Here is a 22,475-nt window from a genome sequence, read left to right as displayed (position 1 = left end):
GTTAACCTTTAACCTTTAACCTTAAAGGACGGCTTATGTTGTCAATGTTTACGGCCAAACCTGTGACCCTAACGATTAATGACCAGAAAGTGATTGAGCGAGTCAGCGTAAAGCAAACCATTTTAACGTCTGCACTGGCGGCCAACATTCGCTTTCCTCACCATTGTCAGGTGGGCAGCTGTGGCGCTTGTCGGTGCCAGTTAGTGTCTGGTGAGGTTAAACAGTTAACCGACAGTGCTTACGTGTTATCAGCCAAGGCGATAGCTCAAGGAATGATTTTGGCGTGCCAAAGTGTGCCAAGGTCTAATGTCAGTATTAAACTGAATTTTCGTCAGCGTCAGCTGGCTGATGAGCCGCAAGAGTAGGACACTGTGATGTTTAAATATCTTAAGTTTATGTCGTTTCACCTTATGGCGCTGATTGCCATTGCCAGTATTACCTTGGGTGAGTCATACATCAGTATAGGTTTTGCTATATGGGTGGCGGTGTATTTAGGTGGCGATATTTTATTTGGTGATGATGTACACACGCCGAGCTATCAGTTTCCGGCCTTGCTGACGTGGCAATTATGGTTGGCGCTGCCCTTAACCGTGATGTTGGTGTTTGTTAGCAGTTGGCAGTTTGCCAGCCAGGATATCGGTCAATATGGCGCTTTGATCACCCGTATCAGTGGTTATGATGTGTTATTGGCGCGAGAAAATACCAGCCTGATCCAGTATGGGGTAATGGTGATTTATTTAGGCTTAGTGGTTGGTGTAATGGCAACAATTACCGGCCATGAGTTAAGCCACCGAACTTGGCAGCCGGTGTCATTATTGATTGGCCGCTGGTTATTGGCCTTTAGCTTTGATGCTAACTTTGCCATTGAGCATGTGTATGGGCATCACAAGTATGTTAGTACCTTGGACGATCCTGCGACTGCGCCCCGTGGCCGGAATGTGTATGCGCACATTGTTATGTCGACCATTAAAGGCAATATAAGTGCCTGGCACATTGAGCTACAAAGGCTTATGCGTAAACAGCTTGCGCTATTGAGTTGGCACAACAAAGCCTTAAGAGGATATGCCATGAGCTTAGTGATTATGGGGTGGGTGTTTTGGCTAGCGGGTTGGCAGGGGGTAAGTTTTTTTGTACTAATGGCGTTGTGGGCTAAAGCGACCTTAGAAATAGTCAATTACATGGAGCATTATGGCTTAGTTCGAGCGGTCAACTCGCCAGTACAACCACACCATTCTTGGAATACCAATAAACGGGTGAGTTCGTGGGCGATGTTTAATTTAACTCGCCATTCGCATCATCACGCCCAAGGCCAATTACCTTATCATCAATTGTCACCGTATCCGCACGCACCGCAAATGATTGGCGGGTATCTGAGTACTTTTGTCCTTACGCTTATTCCACCATTGTGGCATCAACTTATGTTGCCCAAATTGCAGCATTGGGATGCACATTTTGCCACAGCTATCGAGTATCAACTTGCCCTGCAAGCCAATGCAAACAGTGGTATTGCAGCTTATCAAACCTGTGCTAAAGCAAGTATTTGAACCAGTAGGCGGATTTATCTGCCAATGGCTATTCGCTAATGGCTAATTGTTAGTCGTTAACGGTTAGCCACTGATATTGATTCGATTACGCCCGCTTGATTTTGCGCGGTAAAGTGCGGTATCTGCTGCGCATACTAGGGCTGTTGGGGTGCGATATTGACCGCCGCGTTCACAGGCAATACCTTGGCTGACACTGATTTTAGTTTGCGCAGGCAACCCCAAGTCGGTAAAGGTTAATTGATTAATACTTCGCTGAATTTTTTGAGCAATATATTCAGCTGTTAATGGGTTGCTGTTGGGTAAAATGACCACAAACTCTTCGCCACCATAGCGGGCTGCCATGGCATTGCTTGATGGCAATGCATCCAAAAGCACCTTGGCAATTTTTTGCAAACATTTATCGCCATTCACATGACCAAATTGGTCGTTAAATATTTTAAAATAATCGACATCGATAATGATTAAACACAAGGGTTGGTCGTGGTTAATACTGTCATTCCAGTTGGTTTGCAGGGCATCATCAAAGGCGTGACGGTTTGCAAGGCCAGTTAATTTATCTGTGTGAGCCAAGTGGCGCAGTTTATGGTACTCAGCTTTATGGTTGGTTAAGTTATGCATGATACCGATGAATAATGGTTCAGATCCCATTTGCATTGAGGGTAAGCATGACAATGACAAGTCGGCTTCGAGTAAGGTGCTGCCACCGCGATTAATGATAATTTCTTTTGGACCGTGATTAAACGGCGCGGTTTGTTTATTGCTTGCATTTGCCTTATTCCAAACATCAAATAACGATTGATATTCATCTTTAAACGGGCTTTGTAAATAATCGGTCCAAGTTTGGCCAATTAACATCTCATTATGTGCACCAAATAATTTAGCCGCCAATGGATTTATCATCTCAATCACACCAGCAGAATTAATCACAAAAATCGCTTCTGATATCGCACTTATCACATTGAGCAAAGTGGTGATTTGTAGGTTTTCTGCGGTGGTGATTTGACCATGTTGTTGTGCAGTCACCATGTTTTTATACATAACGTTTTCGCGAGTCATAAGGTTATTTGAAATCTGCTTTTTGACTATGCCAGGATATTTAGCAAACGAGTCTGTTAATTTAGTCACTCGGGAAATGGTGTCATTGAGTTCAGTTAATTTGTCATGGTTAAACATGGTGCATTCCTTTGTGTGTTTCGACTGTCGACTCGGTGCTGATGTCAAATACTCTATTAGGAATAATGCCTTTTTACCTTTCGGTAACCTTCTGGTTTTAACTTGTTGATTTGAATGTATTTAAATGGATTGCAAATTGATGTTTATTGAGTAAAAGTATTGCTATTGGCTAAATGTTATTGGTTAGCGCTTGAGTGTTACAGCGATCTGCAGGTGTGAGTTGATCCAAAATAGAGACATGACTGAGTAAAAAAACCTTGTATAGGGGCATACTAGCGGCTTGATACTAATGGCTTGATACTAGCGGCTTGATACTAGCGGCTTGATACTAGCGGCTTGATACTAATGGCTTGATATTAGTTGCTTGATACTAGCGGCTTGATACTAGCGGCTTGATACTAATGGCTTGATACTAATGGCTTGATACTAATGGCTTGATATTAGTTGCTTGATGCTAGCGGCTTGATACTAATGGCTTGATATTAGTTGCTTGATACTAGCGGCTTGATAGTGAGAGGTGATTGGTTTTTATAAGGCTAAAGATTGTCGAGCGGCGATATATTTTATATCAGGATAAGCATTCTATGGGGGGCGTTTTGTTGAACAACATAGACAGTACTGTACTGTACTGAACTGAACTGTAGTGTAGTGTAGTGTAGTTAGTGTAGTTAGTGTAGTTAGTGTAGTTAGTTTAGTTAGTTAGTTTAGTTTAGTTGAGCAAGGTATCTTCGAGGGCATCTAACGCTGACATATCGCTTAATAGCACTTGCCGTTCTGCACTATTTTTGATCGGTGCCAGTGCTAAATCAATCTCTTGTTGGGTTGCCGCTTGGCTGATAATCGGAGCGGCACACAATATGGCGGCAAACACCAAAGAGATAGAACATTTCATACTAATTCCTTTTAAATATAATAAGTTAACTTTTAAAAAACACAGTGTGTTAATGAATAACACACGCCGTTTTAGCCATGGTTAGGCTATGGATTGGTTTAGCTATTGCTGGTTTAGCTAGGTTGAACAAGATAAAAAGCTCAGGGCAAGCCTGAGCTTTAATGTTTAATGTATTTAATATCTAGTTTGGGTGATTGATAATTTCAGGATCTGGACTGAGTACCAGTAAGGTATTGCTGCTGTTTGATAGCACAAATTGAAAGCCGGTATTGCCTGGTGTTTCATCTAAATCAGTTAATTGAATTAAGCTGCCATCGCTGCTGATGGTGATGGCATCGATAATTTTATCAAACGGGGTGGTAAAGGCCGCGCCAACAAATTTAAGCCCCTTACCTGTTTTGTCAATTAGCCGGTAAGAGATGGTGCTGTATTGGTTAATGACCACATTGCCACATACTGCGGTGCCATCTAGGTTGGTGTAAGTAAATATTGGCACATCATTGTCGAGGGTGACGGTGAGGTTAAAAAACGTTGCTTGGCCTTGAGTATTTGACATTATATTCTCCATACTTTTTGTTTAGGGTTTAGGGTTTAGGGTTTAGGGTTTAGGGCTAAACCTAAAATCGGTTATGGCCGAATTCTCTAGCAGTTGAACTATATCTGGGTGTTGCTTAAGCTCTTTGAGGCAGTCGAGGGCTTTAGCATAAGGAATGGTAAATTGTGGATCGTTATTGTGATCGATAATAGGTGCCAATTGATTTTTAGCTTGTTCACACAGTATGTCTACCTCTTTGGCCTGACCTAAGGATGTCAGCAATGTTGCCGCAAGCATGTTGCTTTGAGCTAAACCTGCTGAATAGGAAGTGTTTTGGTTAAATTCCGTGGTTAATTGGCTAAAAGACACAATAGCTTGGCGCGCATAAACAAGGCTTTCTGAAAGCAGTCCTTGTGACGCTAAATAATTTGCCGCAGCCAGCTGATATTTAGCCCATAGGTCATTTTTCTTAGTTGATGTTACTAAGGTCATATCTGTAGCAAGTATAATTGCTAAAGATTCAATACTATATTCAGTGCCCTGTTCAATTGGGTCAGGGCTAAATGTCAACATATCAAGGTAAGCGTAATATTGTTGGGTCTTCCAAATATCATTTTTCGGGTCTTGTTTAAGGGCGCTAGTCATCGCTACTAAACTAAGTTGTGCTTTGATAAAGGCTTGTTGGCGCTGGCCTTGATAACTTAACAAAATCGCCAGTTGTTGGTAGCTACTGGATAGCCGTTCAAGTAAATAGGGCTGTTTTACTAATGCTTGATTGGCCAACTGTTGTTGAATTTGTTGATGTATTTGTATTGCCGCGGTAATGTCACCTTGGGCGGTGGCGGCGCTGGCAAGCCACGAGCGTGCATTAGCAATATCGGCGATTAACTGGCTATTGGTTTGATCTTTAAACCATATGTTTAGTTTTAACAGCAATGATTGCTCAAATGCCTCTCGGGCGGCAGCAAAGTGTTGCTGCTTCATGTAAATCGAGCCTAAGGAGTTGTGGGCATAAGACAATTCCATGACCGCATCGTTGTCCTCTGGCGCGTATTGATACATGGCTTGGCTGTAGGTTAAATACTGCTCGAACCAAGGCTGCGTCGCAGCCCAATCACTTTGATCGTACTCAAGCTGGCCGAGCCAAAAGGCATTGGCGCCTAAGGTTTTAAGTAAACTGAGGTTTTTGGGTTGTATTTCAAGTAACGGCAGCATGCGTTCACGGGCGGCGATTAATGCGCTGTGGGCTTCGTCGGTATTGCCGCGCGAATAGGCCACTTCGCCCATGGCCTCTAAGGTTTGGCTGTGTTGAAACTGGGCTTCAAAGCTTAACGTGCTGACATCGTCGGCAGAAAAGTCGCTGAAATATTCCAGCGCCTTGCTACTGATCCCATCGAGCAAGTCCATGCGGCCAATGCCGCGCATTTTATCGGCGAATTCGCCCACCATAAAACCAAGTAAGTTTTCTGCCGCAAGGCGTTTTTGCTGGGCTTGGTTTTCGGCTTTAATACTGCGTGCGCTCATGGCGATAGCAATAATCGTTAAGGTAACCAGGGTCAGCATGGTAACGCGGCGACGCCACCGGCCAGCATTGGCCTGTTTGGTTGACGCTTGGATCAGGGCGGCTTCGTGTGGCTCTAAGGTAAATAACGGATTGGCGACTAAGCTTTGTGCCTCTATTAAGGGCTTACCTTCGGTGAGTAAATAGGCGGTGCTTTTTGACTCATTTAGCCAGCGCTGTGACTGATGCTGTAAGCGGCTTTTAATGGCTAAGCTGTCGCTGTGCTGGGTTATCCACTGAGTCGCACGGGGCCAACGTCTTAGCAATGCTTCATGGGCAATACTAAAACAGGCTTGGTCGTATTGCAGATGTGACACAAATAAGCGCTTGTTGACCATGGCGTTAACCAGATTTCGTTCCGCTTCGCTATTGAGCCTTTCCAAACTTGCCGCGCGGCTGGTGACCGATTTTTCATCTTCGGATAAGGTCACTAACATGGATAACACTTTAGGTAATGCGCCGCGTTCAGCGTCGCTAAGATTGGCGAGCACTTGTTCAGCATTTTTACCGATAGCGCCTTCTAAACCGCCTAGTGAGTGATAAACCGAGACTAATAGCTGGTCATTTTCATCGCGCTTGAGGTACAGGGCTTCTAAAGTGTATTGCAACATGGGCAGGGCATCGGGGTTTGAGGCGGCGTCGCTGCAGAGCATTTCGTCCAATGGCATGGCGGTATTAGGGTCTACTGACCAGGTGAGGTTAGCGGCATTGGCCGGCAAGCGGATCATTTGCATCAATTCGGTTCGGGTTGGCGCAGATAAATCGAAATGTGAGCCATTGGCTTTGCCTGCCATTAAGCTTGGATGACTGACCACTTGGGGGTAAAAGTCGTTGCGGCAAGCACTGAGCACCAGTACAACCCCTGAGGTGGCTAAACGCTCGAGAATATCTAAGGCATCTGTGCGCTGTTGTTCGCTATAAATAGGCGATGATAACAACACTTCTAAACGGTCAACGAACAAGCAAAACTGCGCTTGGCTGTATTGATAACTTGGTTTAGCCGCGGTTATTGCCTGTTGGCATTGGGCGATGACGCTAGGCATATCTTGTTCAAGCTGCCGGGCAAGATCTTGTGCACTTAACTCGCTGAAAACGGCAATGTGGTTAACTTCCCAGTCGAGCATGGCGCAGGCAATATCAATAAGCAGCCTATCTTGGGTGACATCGGCTAAATCTATGCTGGCATAATCGAGCACGCCGACACCATTAAAGCCGCTGGCGCTTTTTAGGTTAGGAATAACACCGGCATTAATTAACGACGATTTACCTGTGCCGCTTGGGCCAAGTACTAAGCAAAATGCGCGGCCGAATTTGATTTGTGCTGTAATACGATTGAGTAAGGTATCGACTTGTTCACCCCGACCAAAAAACACCTCGGCATCGTTCGGTTCAAATGCGCGTAAGCCGGGAAAGGGTGATTGGCCTTGCCATGGCTCAGTCGTAATTCTTGTTTGGTGACCAATGGGAAACTCAACCTTGGCAAGGGTGCGGTAACCGCGTTTGCGGATGGTTTCAATGTAACTGGGGTTTGATGCTTGATCGCCTAATGCTTTGCGCAGTTGGGTAATGACTTTGTGTAGCGGGTTATCGCCAATGGCGATGCTGTTCCAGCAGTGGTGAATAATATCATCAGCGGTGAGCACTTCCCCTTGGTGTTGGCACAGTAAACGCAATACATCCATGGCTTTGGGTTCAAGACTGCGAATGATATCACCCGACTGAACACTGTTACTTTGCGGATTAATTTGCCATTCGCCAAAAAAGAAACTGCTGTTGCTCATGTTTGATTGTTTTCCAATACGTTAATCGGGTTAAGTTTTAGGCCAATTTAAGTTACACCATGATCACACTCATCCAGAGATAGCCTGGGTCATACTATTTGTGCGCGTTTGATTGTAGGGTGCGATTACGTCAGTTGTATTTTTGGTGCAAAAATAACAGTGAATTACATTTGCCTCGACAACGATATCGCATATAACTTCTGGTCAATGTCGTTGTTCTAGTTGTTTAATGTGTTCTACTATTGCCCGATTAACTGGCGTTTTTACGCCATATATTTCCCCAATACTGACGACTGCACCATTGATGAAATCGACTTCAGTTTTACGTTTAGCTTGGATGTCTTGCCACATTGAGGAACGCGCTTTGGGATCGATGTCGAGCATCTGTTTAGCAACTAGCTTAAATAACCAATTTGGCAGTGATAAAATGGTGGGTAACCAAGTGGGCTTGACCTTAGTGTATTGATGTAATTGGATATCTGCTGCCTCGCATACTGCTAGCCACTCCTTCATTGCCTTAGCCAGTACGCGGCGATTTTTATAATGGCTTAACTGCTGTTTAATCGGCAAATTGGTGACAGCATTAAGGGCATTATTGAGATTTAATAATAATTTACCGTAAATCATCGGAGTGAAGTCTGCTGCTATGTCGCAACCAAATCCGTGGCGAATTAATGCCGACTGAATCGCGACAGTATGAGGATTTTTTTGCAAGGTAAATACGCCTTCAGTGCCTTTGTGAAACACGCCATTAGGCAGTTGCAGTACATTAAACGGCGTGATCCCTTGGAGTAAGGCGTAATGATCGAGCGAGTCTTTAATGCTGTCAAAACTGCCGAAGCCATTTTGCATAAATATAATGCTGCTATGGTCATGGGTAATGGCCATTAACTGATTGGCAATAGTGCTGACTTGATGGCATTTTAAGGTAACAAATACCAGATCAAATTTGCCATTAATTGATGATTGTTGAGTAATGTCAGTGATTAACGCTTGCGGCATCACGGTCTGATTAAACCCTTGATAATCACTCAAGGTAATGCCGTTATTGGCGATGATTTTTTGCTTAATTGCTGGGCGACAAATTAACGTCACTTTTAAACCCGATAGGCACAATTGTCCTGCTAAATAACATCCTGTTGAACCTGCGCCAAAAATTGCAATTTCCATTGTGGGTTAATTCACTGTTAGTTAGCGGCTTATTAATTAATCGCTTATTCATGACTAGACGATTTTTTGAATCACTATAAAGGTAACACATCATTTTACTTGCTTGTAACATAACAGATTTTTTGCCAGTGTAAAAACTTAGTCCATTAAAATAAAAAAAGGGAGTATCCATGGATAAAAATACTATTAGCACCATTGCCTTGGCGGTGATCGGATTAACGATGGGATCGACGGTAGCTTGGCACGCTTGAAGTGGGCAACTATGTCGATACTGTAGCGATACTATAGCGATACTATAGCGATAGTATGTCGATGCCAGTGAGCCCTGTTGAGCAAATAGAGGCGTTGTTAGAGGTGCCTTTTGTGATGAAAGCCAGCGTTATTTATAAGCAGTTATGTTATTAATCATAGTCGATCAGTGATATCGATAATATATGTTGTCGCGAGATTATCGATATTATCGATATTGTCGATCACAGTACAATGGAATTAATATATTTTAGTTTATTTTCAATAACTTGATGAAAAGTCTTTAATGGTTTGATTTTTACTGCAGATGCTCTCATACTTATTTAAACAGTATGATTGACTATATCGTTATTAATAGATGTTATTTACTTTTTGTGGTTAACACTATTAATGACATACATGGATGTGGATAGTAGCTAAGGAATGCTCGTGTCGATTGAAACCATCGGATTATTGATTTTCATCTTATTATCATTGATTTCCTTGTTGCTGTTTTTGAATCTTAATCAATATCGTCAGCATCAAGCTAGAAAGATGATATCAGATACCTATGAACTTATTTTAGACCAAGTCGATGTCTATATTTATGTCAAAGATACCCAGTATAAGTATATTTTTGCCAATCAACTCACCCTCGATTATTTTGGCGTCACGCTTGAGAAACTAAAAGGCACTTCAGAACGAGATTATTTCCCTGCCAATATCGCTGATATTTTACATCATAATGACAATAAAGTGCTTAATTCACAACGTAAAATAGCTGATGATATTATTGTTGATACCGAAGATTCTTTGATTGTGTACCACGAGGTTAAGCAACCCTTATATAATCAAAAAGGCACATTAATTGGTCTCATTGGTATTTCTACCGATGTCACCGCTGAGTATCATTTACGTTCAAAATTAGAGCTGCAGGCGAATACTGATCCGTTAACCGGCTTATTCAATCGGCGCTCATTTACCTCATTTTGTGAACACGAGTTTTTGCGTGCTAGCCGCTATTTCCAACCTTTTTCGTTAATGATTATTGATATTGATTTGTTTAAAGCGGTCAACGATACTTATGGCCATTTAGTGGGTGATGAGGTGATTAAGCGCGTTGCCAATATATGTCATGACCAGATCCGCGAGGCCGATGTATTGGCTCGAATTGGCGGCGAAGAATTTGCCATTTTATTACCCGATACTGATATTGATTCTGCTTATATACTGGCAGAACGCTTAAGGGAAGCTCAACAACAATATGATGAACCGCTGGCACCGCCAATAACCATTAGCATTGGTGTAGCAACAATACATCCTCAAGATAAGACATTTTTAGAGCTTTTTAAGCGGGCAGATAAGGCGTTATATTCGTCAAAAAATATCGGACGTAATAGTGTCAATATAGCGTAATAGTATGTACTTGATGACTGATGTGTTGTGCGTCGCAGCGGATCACATTGAGTATCATGGCCATCAGTTAATGTGACAATCCGATGTAATAATCATATTAAATAGCTCATTGATCTTAAAAATTGTTAATTTAAGTTGCACGCAATTGGTTATCGTGATTATCATGTAGCAAGTGCAAAGCAAACTTAGTGCAAGTTTTTGGTCATTTTGTGCGTTAGAGCTCAATATGTGATGGGAGTTTTGCTTTAAATTGGTCCAATTGTTGTTTCAGTTCGGTGAGTTCAGATGTATCGATACCGCATTGTTCAATAACACATTTGTGGATCTGCTCAGCTCGGGGTTGAAGTTGGTGACCTTTTTCGGTTAATTGCATGGATAACATCCGTTCGTCTTGAGTATCGCGAATGCGTGTCAGTAGCCCATCGGTTTCGAGACGTTTGATCACAGGTGTTAATGCACCTGATTGTTGACCGAGTTTACAGGCTAAGGTTTTTAAGCTTAAGCCATCTTGCTCCCAGAGGACTAACATCACCAAATATTGGGTGTAGGTTAGCCCAATAGAGTCAAGTAACGGTTTATACAGCTGCGTGATGGCCAATGACGTTGAATAAACAGCAAAACACAACTGATTTTCGAGTAATAGGGATTTATTTTTATTCATATCAGTTATTTAGCTCGCAAAGTCATTGATCAGATTTGGACTGATCAACTTAAGTAAAAGAAACGTATTATTTGGCCTTGGTTGTTTATGGTAGCAGTGTTTGCAAGATATCAGTATTACTGCTGTAAACAACTTAGGTCATATTGTCTTCTCAGTACCATTTTATGGTGCTTATGTTATTTAAAGGACACAAAATGAACACTCAAAATCGTCGCATCGTACTCGCCAGCCGTCCTCAAGGGGAACCTGTTGCCAACAACTTCCGCTTAGAAACCGTCAACAAACCTGTACCGGCAGAAGGTGAGGTGTTATTGCGCGCGGTGTATTTATCACTTGATCCCTATATGCGTGGCCGCATGAATGATAGCAAATCATATGCAGAGCCCGTCGCCATTGACGATGTTATGGTGGGCGCGGCGGTATCACAAGTTGAAGTGTCTAATCATCCAGATTACAAAGTGGGTGAGTGGATATTATCGTTTGGTGGTTGGCAAGATTACTTGGTCTCCAATGGCGAAGGCTTAATGACATTGGGTGATAACCCAAGTCATCCTTCTTATGCCTTGGGTATTATGGGCATGCCAGGCTTTACCGCTTATATGGGCTTATTGGACATTGGTGCACCTAAAGCGGGTGAAACCATTGTAGTGGCAGCCGCTACAGGCCCTGTTGGTGCAACGGTTGGCCAAATTGGTAAATTAAAAGGTTGTCGAGTGGTGGGTATTGCCGGCGGCGCAGAAAAATGTCGTCACGCCAAAGAAGTGCTAGGTTTTGACGAATGTATTGATCACAAAGCGGCTGATTTTGCGCAGCAACTGGCCAAACATTGTGGTAACGGCATTGATGTGTATTTTGAAAACGTTGGCGGTAAAGTGTTTGATGCTGTTTTACCGTTATTAAATACCGGTGCTCGAGTGCCATTGTGTGGATTAATTTCTCAGTACAATGTGACCTCGTTACCCGATGGCCCTGATCGTTTGTCATTACTGATGGGCACTTTGCTGGTTAAGCGTATTAAGATGCAAGGCTTTATTATTTTTGACGATTACGGCGACCGCTATCCAGAATTTGCCAATGATATGGGGCAGTGGTTGGCACAAGGCAAAATTCAATATCGTGAACAAATTGTCGATGGTCTTGAAAACATGACCTCAGCCTTTATCGGGCTGCTAAAGGGCGAAAACTTCGGCAAGGTTGTCATTAAAGTAAACAATCCTCTGTAATCTAACCGATTACGGATAAACAAACTCTATTTAAGGAATCACAATGAAAGTATTAATGGTATTAACATCGCACGACAAATTAGGCGACACCGGCGAGAAAACCGGTTTTTGGTTAGAAGAGCTAGCGGCACCATACTACGCATTTACAGACAAAGGTGTTGAGGTTGTGCTGACGTCACCTAAAGGTGGCTTACCGCCATTAGACCCGACAAGTGATCAAGCAGATTTTCAAACTGATTCTACTCGTCGTTTCACTGCCGACGCACAAGCTCAGGCGTTATTAGCCAATACGCACACATTGGCATCAATCGACGTAGCGGAGTATGACGCAGTCTTTTATCCTGGTGGTCATGGTCCATTATGGGATTTAACCAATGACAAAGACTCGATTACGATAATTGAGCAGTGCTACAAAACCGACAAGCTTTTAGGCTTGGTATGTCATGCACCTGCTGCGCTTAAGTACCCTAAAAAGCCAGACGGCACCCCATTAGTTGCAGGTAAGAATGTGACTGGGTTTACCAATGGCGAAGAAGCAGCCGTACAACTCACCGATATTGTGCCATTTTTAGTTGAAGATATGCTGCAGCAAAACGGTGCTACTTATTCTAAGGGTGATGATTGGCATCCATATGCTGTGGTTGACGGTAAATTAATTACGGGTCAAAACCCAGCGTCGTCAGAGTTAGTGGCAGAAAAAATGTTAGCGTTATTAGCGTAATATTGTTCATAGTTAAGAGACGCTAGAGCAATCTAGCGTCTCTTTTTTTATCACAGGATTGGCATTGAAGTGGACTGTAATGACTTCTTTTGCGAACGCCTTTACCCTAGAGAGAACATCTAAATGATTACCTTACATCACTTAAATAAATCACGTTCAAAACGCATTATTTGGTTACTTGAAGAATTGGGTGTTGACTATAACTTAGTCGCCTACCAACGTGATGCAAGCACATTTTTAGGACCAGAATCGCTTAAAAAAGTGCATCCGTTAGGCAAGTCTCCGGTATTAGAAGCCAGCGGATATACTATTGCCGAATCTGGTGCGATAACCGATTACTTGATCCAAACGTATGCCGCGGATCGATTAATGCCAGCACCAGGCACGGCTGATTATATTGACTATCAACAATGGATGCATTTTGCTGAAAGCTCAGCCGCACTGCCATTATTGTTGAAAATGTTTGTCAAAATGGAGGGGGCTGAAACCCAGTTTATTGGTGGATATGCCGATGCTGAAACCGCCAAAGTCATCGGTTATGTTAATGACCGTCTAGATGGTAAGTCATATTTAGTCGGCAACAGTCTCAGTGGTGCTGATATTATGATGTCGTTTATTGCAGAGATTGTCGGTCAAAATGGCGAGTTTGAAAAATATCCAAATATTGCAAAGTATTACCAACAATTAATGAGCCATACGTCATTTAAAAAAGCGCTGCAAATAGAAGCTGAGCACGATCGCTAATCATTACCTTGCGTCATCCTGAAAGACGAACTCAGTTGGTCTTTTTTGTTGGTGTTGATATTAGCAATCAGCTATAAATACATCATTTATAGTGTTTTTGGTGTGTATTAATTAGCTTGCTATATTTTTTAAGGTTACTTTTTTGGTGAAAATTCGTTCGTTATCATACTAAGGTGTTAGTATGATAAAAGTGTTTTTGTTTGAAATAAGGTTACATTATGTCTACTTTATCTGATGAAGAACTTGCTTACTTTAGCGATGTTTTTGCGCCGGAAGATGACAGTACCGATAATTCGTTAGCGAAACATTCATTAAGTGTCGCGACTGAAATACCCCAAGTGCTTGCGCATATTCTGGGAAATGCCAAACTAACCTTGCTAGCTGAGATAAGCTATTATCAGTTGTGGTTTCCGTTAACCTTAAAACAAGATGACCTAGGGCAATTTTTGCCAGAATTGGGCGTCCCTGAAGTGATTGATATGCGTGGTGGAGAACGCAGCTGGCGGCTTGATCATGTCAAAAACATCAAGGTGATGGATAATGACACCGCGAAATATGTTGAGGTATTATCTTTGTCGAGCTCGGGGATGACGATTAAAGTGCCGCAAGAACTTAATGCCAAAATGCCCCATTTAACCCAGCTTATTTTACCTAATGGTGTGCACCTTGATATGGTCTTTGAACCTGTAAGGACCGAAAACGGGATCATGGCGGCCAGAATAAGTGCTGAAGGTGAATCGCGCGAAATGTTGCGCCAATTTTTATTTAGCGAACATAAGGCCAAGTATTCGCACCTTTACAAAAACATTAACCGCTAACCATAAAGTCCTTGGCTAACATGGTTTTAACCGCATTGATAAATTCATTGTCACTTTTGGGCTGAAGTAATTGGCACAACTCATCACCTACAGTGGTAAAGCGATAATAAGTAAATAATAAATGCTGATCTTTAGGTTTTAGCGTCAAAGTGGCATTACACATCGTTAACTGAATATTTTCATTACTGCTTAATAGTCCCGTTTCAAATTCGCTTTTATGTAACACCCCCGCATCGACTAACGTTAAAATACTCGAATAAGGTAACCCGAACTGTGACAGGCCGAAGTTGGTTTGAGTATGCTTACGAAAATATTGTTTTATCCCGCCATTAATACGATAACTGCTGAGTAATTTAAATCTGGGTTCAGTATTAATGTTGACTGACATACCTAACGCTTTTTCAAATATCTGTGCTTCTCGAAGCGTCAATTGTGTTAGCACCGCTAAGGTGCGGAGGCTAAAGTTGCCTGGGTTGACGACTTCGCTGGCTAAAATTTTGGCCCATAAGTCTTGCATCTTACGATTATGAATTTGTTCTGCCATTTGAAAGAATTGATAGCGCCAATCAGGATCTAATTCCACACCAGTAACATCCGATGGGGTGTAATTGAGTGCTAAGGCAAAAATGCTTTCAAGATTGGCCTGATGCTGATTGAGTTGTTTACGTTGACGGTGTTCAGCACGCTCTGCAACGGATGCTGTTGACGGTCGATAATCTTCTTCGCTCGCCAAACCGAGAATACGCCCAAGTAATAAGGTTTTTTTGCGCGCGGAGACTTGAGTGTTGTCATCTTGGATTTGCGTAACATCAACCATTGCTAGACCTCTTTATTCTTTACCCTTGCGACATGTCTGTATGATTTGACATCTGCGCTGAATTGTTTAGGGTTTTATATTCAACGGTGACCATAAGGCTTCTTTTCCCGGTAGAGGATGGCGCGGCACATTGAATGCTAATGTGAGTGAGCATACGGCAAATCCAGTACCAATAAAAAATACTGCTTTAGGTGAGCTTAACCACAAGATACCTAATAACGCCGGAATAATAACCGCTGCAATGTGGTTAATGGTAAAGCTGACCGACATGGTTGAAGCAATATCTTGTTTATCGGCAATTTTTTGAAAATAGGTTTTCATCGCAATCGCCATTGCAAACAGGAGATGATCTATCACATACAGTCCGGCAGCAATATTGGCATCGGTGACATAAGCGTAACCACTGAAAATAATCACTAACCCAAGGTATTCGATGATCAATGCATTACGTTCACCGATTCTGCCAATAAAGCGGCCTATTTTTGGCGCAAATATTAAGTTAACCACATAATTAATTAGAAATAATCCAGTAATTTCAGATACCGAATAACCAAATTTTTCAACCATCATAAAGCCTGCAAAGACCATAAATATTTGCCGGCGCGCACCAGAGAAAAAGGTCAGTAAATAATACAGCCAGTAGCGTTTTCTCATTATTAAATGCTTGTGTTGAATGGAACCAATGGTAAAACGAGGGAAATATACCGTCATCACAAACACCATCAATAATCCACATCCGCCAATGATGCTGTACATCCAAATGTAATCGAGGCTAAGCCAACTCATTATCAACCAAATTGATCCGTAGCCGAGTAGCGCCGCCGCCGAACGCCAAGCTAATGCTTTACCCATAAAGCCTGGTGCATCGGCCTTTTCAACCCATTGCAATGTAAGCGATTGATTTATAGTTTCAAAGTAATGAAAGCCAATCGACATCAGTACCGTCGTTAAATACAGCCCGATGACATCGGGAAACCAGCCGGTAATGCCCACACCAATACACAATAACGCCAACGATGATAATGCAAAGGTTTGCTCTTTGATCATTAACAACACAAACACTGCGGTAAAGGCTAAAAATCCTGGGATTTCTCTTAGGCTTTGTAATAAGCCTATCTCAGCTCCGGTAAACGCAGCACGTTCAATGACAAAGTTATTTAATAATGCCTGCCAAACAGCAAATACCATTGACATCACAAAGGTCATCCATAGCAGTAACTGTTGTGGATTTGTTTGTTGGCTAGCGATGGCGTTACCTCTTGTAAGTGAAGTGTCCGACATGGATGGAATTCTTGTTCTTAAGGGGATAATCCATCATGACACAAAACCGATTGTTAAGTGAAATGCATATCGCTGTAAATTAATTGCTTATAATAGTGTAAATTGTAATGCGAATGATTATCACTTGTAATATGCTTATCCCGTTTTGAGGGAGCATTAATGTGATATGTCGGAGAAAAAGATGAATAACAAGTTAACTTTGTTGGCAGTATCTGTCGCAAGTGTATTGGGCTTAAGTGTTATGTCGAATGCACACGCCGCAACGAATACCGAAATATTAGCTAAAGCAATTGCTAAACAGGAAGCTGAAATTGCACTACTAAAACAACAGCTTGCTACATTAGCTTCTGAGCAAAAGCAACAACAGCAACAAAACAAACTGGTGGCGACTCAAGTTGACACCGTGGTACAGAAAACTGCTGAAGCACATGATCGTTTTAGCCGTTTTAGTGTTAACTCATATGGCAGCGCGGTTTACACCAGTGATGAATATTTCGATAACGTCCAAGATACCTCTGCAGAGCGACGTAATCGTACGGATTTAGAGCGGATAGTGACTGAGTTTGGTTATCAGTTTACTGATGATTGGAGCATGGAGGTTGAAATTGAATATGAACATGGTGGCACTGGCTCCGCATTAGAATATGACGGCTTTGATGAATTTGGTGAGTTTGAATCTGAAGTTGAAGCGGGTGGTGAAGTGGTCGTTGAAAAAGCGGAAATTCGCTACCGCCCTAGCAAAGCGTTTGGGGTGAAGTTCGGTAACATTCATTTGCCCATTGGCTTATCAAGCATTCTGCATAAGCCTAGCCAATATTTGACCGTGCAGCGCCATAAAAGTGAGGCTGCAATGATGCCGACCGTTTGGAACGAAAACGGTATTGGTGTTTACGGCGAAATGTCAGACTTTCATTATCAAGCACAAGTCATTAGTGGCTTAAATTCTGAGTATTTTCGCACCTATGATTGGGTGGCATCTGGCCATCAAAAACGCTTTGAAGAAGTCAATACAGATGACCTAGCGTTTGCTGGCCGTCTTGATTACGGTAACTTTAAAACTGGCAGTGCTGTTGGAGTGGCTTATTACTTGGGTAATACCAGTGGTAATCGTCATAAAAGTAACAAGTTAGACGTTGATGGTGCATTAAGGATTGTGTCTGTCGCAGGTGCGTTTGTTGAAGGGCCTTGGATACTTCGTGGTCAATATTTATATGGCACGTTAGACAATGCTGATGCGATCACCCTAGCCAACAAAACCACCCCAGGTTTACAGCCCGGTAACTTTGCTCAATTGGGTTCAGAGTCACAATCGTTCTTTGTTGAGGCAGGTGTAAAGCTCGACGAATGGTTTGATATTCCGATGACAGTGTTTGCCAATATCGATTATTCCAATCCACTTATGGCCGTTGAAACGGGCACAGCAACCCAGCGTTATGAAAACACTTGGAGCAGTGTAGGTATTAACTATTCCCCTATACCTGAGGTTGTTATTAAAGCCGAAGGTGGTCTGCATCAAGTGGCAGTTGCCAGCATTCCTGACACTAACTTTTTTGCTTTGGGTGTGGGATATCAATTCTCGCTATAAGTTTATTTATTTTGAGTCATTTTTTTTACACGGAGTTTTATTATGCGCGTTAAACACACTGCAATTACACTGGCTTTAATCACTACGCTTTTAGCATGTGGCGGTTCAGGTTCTGATGATACAAGCACCGAAACCCCAGTGGTACCAACAACGGGGTTTAGCTTTGTCGCTACTGAAATGATCACCAATTTAACCGATGATGTCATTGTGGCCGGTTATGCAAATTTAGCCGCTAAAGGTGATGCTTTATTATTGGCAACACAAGCATTGCTAAGTGCTTCTACTACTCAAGCCGATTTAGTAGCGGCACAGAATGCGTGGAAATCAGCTCGTGAACCTTGGGAGCAAGGTGAGTCGCATATTTTTGGTCCGGTAGATTCATTAAGTATCGATCCGCATTTAGACAGCTGGCCATTAAACACCACCGATTTACAGACTCAGTTAGATAGTAACAGTGGTTTTGATGCCGAAACTATTAAAGCTTGGAATGATGACGTTCAAGGTTTTCACACCATGGAATACTTGTTATTTGGCAATGGCGTTGACAGCAATACCAAGCTTATTGCTAACCTTACCACCAGTGAACGTGAATATTTAATAGCGTTAGCGGAAGTGTTTCGTGATTATACCGCGCTGTTAGATGATGCGTGGCAAGTGAACTATAACGCTGAAGGTGCTACTGCTATACCTTATGCCGATTTACTTAAAACCCCTGGCGATGCAACTAACACTATTTACTCATCACAATTAGCTGTTATTGAAGAATTGATCAACGGCATGATTGGTATTGTTGATGAAGTGGGTAACGGTAAAATTGCCGATCCATTCGGAGAGTCATTAACCACGGCAGACACTTCTAAGGTGGAGTCGCAGTATTCGTGGAACTCACTAACCGACTTTTCAAATAACATCATTGGTGTACGTAACGTTTATCAAGGTGAGTTTACGGGTGGTGCCGATAAGCAAGGTTTAATTGATTTTGTGACAGCAGCTGATGCGACTTTAGCTACGCGTGTCGCCAGCGAAATTGATGATGCCATTTTAAAAATTCAAGCCATTTCGGGTAGCACTAGCATGCCTTTCCGCCAAGCGATTCTAGATGATGATGGCCGTGCTAGAACCCAGGTCGCTGTGGATGCATTAACAAAGTTACAAGCGACGCTGCAGTCAGATGTGCTGCCTTTATTATCTGATTGGAACTCATAATTTAGCTGTTACCGCCTCAATAAGGCCATGGAACGACCTTATTGGGAGGGTAAGTGTGACCAAAAAATAGAGAATCAACTCATAACAAGGTCGCATTACTGCCAAATAAACTCAATTTTAGTGTGAATGTGTGAGACAAAGATGAACAAATTATTAAGACAACCATATTGGTTTGTAGCATTACTGGGGCTTAGCCTAAGTGCTTGTGGTGGCAGTGGCGATGAAGTTATCTCTGAGCCAGTGGACCCCGTTACGACTTATCCTAGCTACACCTCTGTTATTGCCTTAGGCGGTGATACCACTACGTTTGATGCCAATAGTTCTGGCCATGGTTTTTCGACACCATCAGTTAATTTAACTGACGATGAACTCGAGTTACATTTAGAAGGTGATGCCAATTTTGAAGTGTCATTTACTACCGCACCGAATGAACAACATCCTGAACTTGATGGTTTAGGCCCAGTATTCAATAACGCAGACTGTAATTCTTGTCATCAACGAGATGGCCGAAATTCAACACCATTTGTCGCGGCAACTGAAACGCGCATTAAGTTAAGCTCTGCTGATGGAATTTTCTTGCGTATTAGCAAAGCTTCAGCAGAACCTTGTATTGAAGGTACGGCAGATAATAATTATTGTGCGCCAATTAAAGTGCCTGATTTTGGTGATCAACTATTTCATCGTGGGGTATTAAAAGCGCGTGCTGATTGGCAAGACAATTCGTTTGTTGGCCAAGCTGACGTGTATTTGTCTTATGAACGTCATGATGAGGTCTATTCGGACGGTGAAACGGTTAGCCTGAAAAAGCCTATTTTTGAAGTGGAGAATCCTTATGACGCGCCAGGTGAAACCAAGCAAAGTGCGAATGTGACGTCTAATTTACTTCAAGATGATGTGTTGATGGGTTGGCGTAATAGCATGCCTGTGTTCGGTTTAGGTTTATTAGAAGCTATACCTGAAGCAAGCATTTTGGCCAACGTTGATGCCGATGACAGTAATAGCGATGAGATTTCTGGTCGAGCTAACTGGGTATTTGATGCCGTAAAAGCACAAAATGGCGATAGTACACCTGTTTCTTTAGGTCGCTTTGGTTGGAAAGCCAACACGCCAAGTGTCCGAGTACAATCGTTAGGCGCTTTGCGTGGTGATATTGGTATTACTAACCCGTTATTTCCCGATGAAAGCATTGTCGGCACGAGTTTACATGATTCATATTTAACCCGCACAGGATTTGTCGATACTGGTGAAGATGTTGATGGTGCGCCAGAGGCTAGCGCAGAATTCAGTGACTCTGTGGTCTTTTATGCTGAAACGTTAGCGGTACCCGGTAGACGTAATGTAGACGATAGCGATGTTCGTCAAGGCGCTCGATTATTTGAACAGCTCAATTGTAGTAGTTGTCATACCCCATCATTTGTGACCAAAACGTCGGGTGATATTGGCGGAATTCCGATGAGCGACAGTTTAAAAGGCCAGACTATTTATCCATTTAGTGACATGTTATTACACGATATGGGTGAGGGCTTAGCTGACGGTCGTCCAGACTTTTTAGCCGATGGCAATGAGTGGCGCACACGACCGTTATGGGGAATAGGGCTTACGCAAACCGTTAACCCACAAGCTGGTTTTTTACATGACGGACGTGCGGCAACCTTGGAAGAAGCTATTTTATGGCATGACGGTGAAGCCAAAACATCTAAGCAAGACTTTATGGCATTAACCCAAACTGAGCGAGTTCAAGTTATCGCATTTTTACAGTCGCTATAAATGTTTTTAAAAATCCAGATGCCCTAGATCCTTTTCTAGGGCGTTTTTTGCGCAGTATTTCACATTGCCGCTATTGTGGATCATGATGACGTGATCTATTTCATGTAAATTTTGGCACTAGTGGACTAAAATATTGAATTACTTTAAATGATTTCAATGAAGGTCAGCATGAGTCAGATTTTACTGATCCATTCAAGTGTCCATGGTTACACTCAAAAAATATGTGAGTATTTACAACGTCAGCTAGCTGCGCAAGATCAGCAGGTCACGGTGGCATCTTTAGCAGATGCTCCCGATTTAGCCCTGTTTGATAAAGTGTTCATCGGTGCCAGTATTCGTCATGGCAAACATCGTCCAGCGTTGTATCAATTTATTGAAGCTCATCGTACGGAATTAGAAAACAAACCCAGTGGTTTTTTTTCGGTTAGCTTAGTGGCGCGTAAACCGCAAAAAAACACCCCGCAAACTAATAGCTATATGCAGCAATTTTTACAGCAAAGTGTTTGGCAACCAACATTATTACAAGTGTTTGGTGGTAATTTAGACTACCAAGGCTACGGTGTGATGGACCGAAATATTATTCGGTTTATTATGTGGATAACCAAAGGCCCTACCGATCCTAATACCAAGGTAGAGTTTACCGACTGGCATAAAGTTGATGAATTTGCTCAGCAGATCATTGAGGCATAATTGATGAAGCCAGCGATGACAGCATCGCAGTGGTGCGATGCGATAGCCACTAAATTGCACGCCGTAACAGGGGTGTTGAGCGTTTTGCTTATTGCCACTAGCCCGTGGATATTAATGGGGCGGCGTTTGCAGCCTAATAGCAGTGGTTGGAATAGCTGGCATGTCTATGGTGGTTTGTGTTGTGCTTTGTTAGCCGTAGCTTTTGCTTTTGATGTCTGTAGGCAAGGTCAATGGCGTCAGTTTTACCCTTGGATAGTGGGCGACTGGCGTCAATGTCAGCAAGACCTACTGGGCTTGTCTAAAGGGCAATTACCGCTATCTGGCGGTAAAGGCTTATTGAGTGTGATTGCCGGGATATGTTTATTGTTATTGCTGTTGGTATCTGTCACAGGTGTGGGGTGGTGGTTGGCTCAAGGTGGTGAATATGCACTGAGTTTACGCTATTACCATAGTTTATTTGCAAACTGTTTTGCTGGCTTATTACTCGTACATGCGTTACTTGGACTACTGCATTTACGTGATTTTTTTGATTAGAGAGCGTGGTCTGGTTCTGATGATCTGGTTATATCCTCTCAAGCCACTTCAACATGCTCGTTTCAGCGCTCCCGTAGGAAGAGCCTAGAGGGCTGCGCTGCTAGGAACTCGCAAGCTCGCCAGAGGGC

20 protein-coding genes are annotated in these 22,475 nt (G+C 42.6%); 12 read left to right on the top strand and 8 right to left on the bottom strand.

The annotated features are described in order from the left end of the window. The first annotated feature begins 35 nt into the window (after nt 1-35). On the top strand, nt 36-365 hold the full coding sequence (locus AAEZ00_RS11640) for a 2Fe-2S iron-sulfur cluster binding domain-containing protein (protein ID WP_124013572.1): 330 nt from the start codon (nt 36-38) through the stop codon (nt 363-365). 9 nt (nt 366-374) lie between these two features. Beyond that, nucleotides 375-1,544 (top strand): alkane 1-monooxygenase, encoded by a 1,170-nt coding sequence (locus AAEZ00_RS11635; protein ID WP_124013573.1) that lies wholly within the window; start codon nt 375-377, stop codon nt 1,542-1,544. A gap of 63 nt (nt 1,545-1,607) precedes the next feature. Here AAEZ00_RS11635 and AAEZ00_RS11630 read toward each other — a convergent pair whose 3' ends face one another. The 5 genes from AAEZ00_RS11630 to AAEZ00_RS11610 all read right to left on the bottom strand — a co-directional run bounded on the left by AAEZ00_RS11630 (nt 1,608) and on the right by AAEZ00_RS11610 (nt 8,656). Then, nucleotides 1,608-2,717: a sensor domain-containing diguanylate cyclase gene (locus AAEZ00_RS11630; RefSeq protein WP_351075789.1), complete on the bottom strand. Its 1,110-nt coding sequence runs from the start codon at nt 2,715-2,717 to the stop codon at nt 1,608-1,610. A 709-nt stretch (nt 2,718-3,426) separates the two neighbouring features. Next, nucleotides 3,427-3,609, bottom strand: a complete 183-nt coding sequence (locus AAEZ00_RS11625) for a hypothetical protein (protein WP_124013574.1) — start codon at nt 3,607-3,609, stop codon at nt 3,427-3,429. 181 nt (nt 3,610-3,790) lie between these two features. Then, nucleotides 3,791-4,165, bottom strand: coding sequence for a DP-EP family protein (locus AAEZ00_RS11620; RefSeq protein ID WP_351075785.1), 375 nt, complete (start codon nt 4,163-4,165; stop codon nt 3,791-3,793). A gap of 42 nt (nt 4,166-4,207) precedes the next feature. After that, nucleotides 4,208-7,486 carry an nSTAND1 domain-containing NTPase gene (locus tag AAEZ00_RS11615; protein ID WP_351088663.1) on the bottom strand — a complete coding sequence of 1,093 codons (3,279 nt, stop codon included), beginning with the start codon at nt 7,484-7,486 and terminating at the stop codon, nt 4,208-4,210. Between the two features lie 204 nt (nt 7,487-7,690). After that, a complete protein-coding gene (locus AAEZ00_RS11610; protein ID WP_351088662.1) occupies nt 7,691-8,656 on the bottom strand; it encodes a 2-dehydropantoate 2-reductase in 966 nt (321 codons plus the stop codon). Between the two features lie 678 nt (nt 8,657-9,334). Here AAEZ00_RS11610 and AAEZ00_RS11605 point away from each other — a divergent pair. After that, on the top strand, nt 9,335-10,300 hold the full coding sequence (locus tag AAEZ00_RS11605) for a sensor domain-containing diguanylate cyclase (protein WP_351088661.1): 966 nt from the start codon (nt 9,335-9,337) through the stop codon (nt 10,298-10,300). 214 nt (nt 10,301-10,514) lie between these two features. On the opposite strand, the gene AAEZ00_RS11600 is transcribed toward AAEZ00_RS11605, so the two are convergent. Continuing rightward, complete coding sequence (locus tag AAEZ00_RS11600; protein WP_351088660.1) at nt 10,515-10,961, bottom strand: MarR family winged helix-turn-helix transcriptional regulator; 447 nt, start codon at nt 10,959-10,961, stop codon at nt 10,515-10,517. Between the two features lie 194 nt (nt 10,962-11,155). On the opposite strand from AAEZ00_RS11600, the gene curA reads away from it, so the two are divergent. From curA to AAEZ00_RS11580, 4 genes are all read left to right on the top strand, one after another. After that, entirely contained in the window at nt 11,156-12,184 is a 1,029-nt protein-coding gene (gene curA, locus AAEZ00_RS11595; protein ID WP_351088659.1) for an NADPH-dependent curcumin/dihydrocurcumin reductase, read from the top strand. 43 nt (nt 12,185-12,227) lie between these two features. Continuing rightward, nucleotides 12,228-12,905 (top strand): type 1 glutamine amidotransferase domain-containing protein, encoded by a 678-nt coding sequence (locus tag AAEZ00_RS11590; protein ID WP_351088658.1) that lies wholly within the window; start codon nt 12,228-12,230, stop codon nt 12,903-12,905. Between the two features lie 123 nt (nt 12,906-13,028). Beyond that, complete coding sequence (locus AAEZ00_RS11585) at nt 13,029-13,649, top strand: glutathione S-transferase family protein (RefSeq protein WP_351088657.1); 621 nt, start codon at nt 13,029-13,031, stop codon at nt 13,647-13,649. A gap of 218 nt (nt 13,650-13,867) precedes the next feature. Beyond that, nucleotides 13,868-14,467, top strand: a complete 600-nt coding sequence (locus AAEZ00_RS11580) for a hypothetical protein (protein ID WP_351088656.1) — start codon at nt 13,868-13,870, stop codon at nt 14,465-14,467. Here the strand turns inward: AAEZ00_RS11580 and AAEZ00_RS11575 are convergent. Both AAEZ00_RS11575 and AAEZ00_RS11570 read right to left on the bottom strand, forming a co-directional pair. Then, a complete protein-coding gene (locus AAEZ00_RS11575; protein WP_351088655.1) occupies nt 14,457-15,284 on the bottom strand; it encodes a TIGR03899 family protein in 828 nt (275 codons plus the stop codon). The genes AAEZ00_RS11580 and AAEZ00_RS11575 overlap by 11 nt on opposite strands. Before the next feature lie 66 nt (nt 15,285-15,350). Then, nucleotides 15,351-16,532 carry an MFS transporter gene (locus AAEZ00_RS11570; protein ID WP_351088665.1) on the bottom strand — a complete coding sequence of 394 codons (1,182 nt, stop codon included), beginning with the start codon at nt 16,530-16,532 and terminating at the stop codon, nt 15,351-15,353. A gap of 214 nt (nt 16,533-16,746) precedes the next feature. Here AAEZ00_RS11570 and AAEZ00_RS11565 point away from each other — a divergent pair, with 214 nt between their 5' ends. From AAEZ00_RS11565 to AAEZ00_RS11545, 5 genes are all read left to right on the top strand, one after another. Next, entirely contained in the window at nt 16,747-18,150 is a 1,404-nt protein-coding gene (locus AAEZ00_RS11565; RefSeq protein WP_351075764.1) for a hypothetical protein, read from the top strand. 42 nt (nt 18,151-18,192) lie between these two features. After that, nucleotides 18,193-19,356: an imelysin family protein gene (locus AAEZ00_RS11560; RefSeq protein ID WP_351075760.1), complete on the top strand. Its 1,164-nt coding sequence runs from the start codon at nt 18,193-18,195 to the stop codon at nt 19,354-19,356. A 141-nt stretch (nt 19,357-19,497) separates the two neighbouring features. Continuing rightward, nucleotides 19,498-21,123: a di-heme oxidoredictase family protein gene (locus AAEZ00_RS11555; RefSeq protein WP_351088654.1), complete on the top strand. Its 1,626-nt coding sequence runs from the start codon at nt 19,498-19,500 to the stop codon at nt 21,121-21,123. Between the two features lie 168 nt (nt 21,124-21,291). Then, a complete protein-coding gene (gene hemG, locus AAEZ00_RS11550; protein ID WP_351075755.1) occupies nt 21,292-21,813 on the top strand; it encodes a menaquinone-dependent protoporphyrinogen IX dehydrogenase in 522 nt (173 codons plus the stop codon). A gap of 3 nt (nt 21,814-21,816) precedes the next feature. Next, nucleotides 21,817-22,347 carry a cytochrome b/b6 domain-containing protein gene (locus AAEZ00_RS11545; protein WP_351075752.1) on the top strand — a complete coding sequence of 177 codons (531 nt, stop codon included), beginning with the start codon at nt 21,817-21,819 and terminating at the stop codon, nt 22,345-22,347. Nucleotides 22,348-22,475 lie beyond the last annotated feature (128 nt).

The sequence above is a fragment of the Shewanella sp. S1-49-MNA-CIBAN-0167 genome (assembly GCF_040310145.1).
GTDB classification, from domain to species: Bacteria; Pseudomonadota; Gammaproteobacteria; order Enterobacterales; family Shewanellaceae; genus Shewanella; species Shewanella psychromarinicola.
The sequence above is the reverse complement of the archived record's forward strand: the minus strand, read 5'-3'. Positions and strand labels throughout refer to the sequence as shown.

Bases quoted from the DNA above. Each gene is read 5' to 3' on its own strand.
- AAEZ00_RS11635 (WP_124013573.1), top strand. From the start codon at position 375: ATGTTTAAATATCTTAAGTTTATGTCGTTTCACCTTATGGCGCTGATT.
- AAEZ00_RS11610 (WP_351088662.1), bottom strand. From the start codon at position 8,656: ATGGAAATTGCAATTTTTGGCGCAGGTTCAACAGGATGTTATTTAGCA.
- AAEZ00_RS11545 (WP_351075752.1), top strand. From the start codon at position 21,817: ATGAAGCCAGCGATGACAGCATCGCAGTGGTGCGATGCGATAGCCACT.
- AAEZ00_RS11560 (WP_351075760.1), top strand. From the start codon at position 18,193: ATGCGCGTTAAACACACTGCAATTACACTGGCTTTAATCACTACGCTT.
- AAEZ00_RS11630 (WP_351075789.1), bottom strand. From the start codon at position 2,717: ATGTTTAACCATGACAAATTAACTGAACTCAATGACACCATTTCCCGA.
- AAEZ00_RS11620 (WP_351075785.1), bottom strand. From the start codon at position 4,165: ATGTCAAATACTCAAGGCCAAGCAACGTTTTTTAACCTCACCGTCACC.
- hemG (WP_351075755.1), top strand. From the start codon at position 21,292: ATGAGTCAGATTTTACTGATCCATTCAAGTGTCCATGGTTACACTCAA.
- AAEZ00_RS11585 (WP_351088657.1), top strand. From the start codon at position 13,029: ATGATTACCTTACATCACTTAAATAAATCACGTTCAAAACGCATTATT.
- AAEZ00_RS11575 (WP_351088655.1), bottom strand. From the start codon at position 15,284: ATGGTTGATGTTACGCAAATCCAAGATGACAACACTCAAGTCTCCGCG.
- AAEZ00_RS11615 (WP_351088663.1), bottom strand. From the start codon at position 7,486: ATGAGCAACAGCAGTTTCTTTTTTGGCGAATGGCAAATTAATCCGCAA.
- AAEZ00_RS11555 (WP_351088654.1), top strand. From the start codon at position 19,498: ATGAACAAATTATTAAGACAACCATATTGGTTTGTAGCATTACTGGGG.
- AAEZ00_RS11565 (WP_351075764.1), top strand. From the start codon at position 16,747: ATGAATAACAAGTTAACTTTGTTGGCAGTATCTGTCGCAAGTGTATTG.
- AAEZ00_RS11600 (WP_351088660.1), bottom strand. From the start codon at position 10,961: ATGAATAAAAATAAATCCCTATTACTCGAAAATCAGTTGTGTTTTGCT.
- AAEZ00_RS11590 (WP_351088658.1), top strand. From the start codon at position 12,228: ATGAAAGTATTAATGGTATTAACATCGCACGACAAATTAGGCGACACC.
- AAEZ00_RS11625 (WP_124013574.1), bottom strand. From the start codon at position 3,609: ATGAAATGTTCTATCTCTTTGGTGTTTGCCGCCATATTGTGTGCCGCT.
- AAEZ00_RS11580 (WP_351088656.1), top strand. From the start codon at position 13,868: ATGTCTACTTTATCTGATGAAGAACTTGCTTACTTTAGCGATGTTTTT.
- AAEZ00_RS11640 (WP_124013572.1), top strand. From the start codon at position 36: ATGTTGTCAATGTTTACGGCCAAACCTGTGACCCTAACGATTAATGAC.
- curA (WP_351088659.1), top strand. From the start codon at position 11,156: ATGAACACTCAAAATCGTCGCATCGTACTCGCCAGCCGTCCTCAAGGG.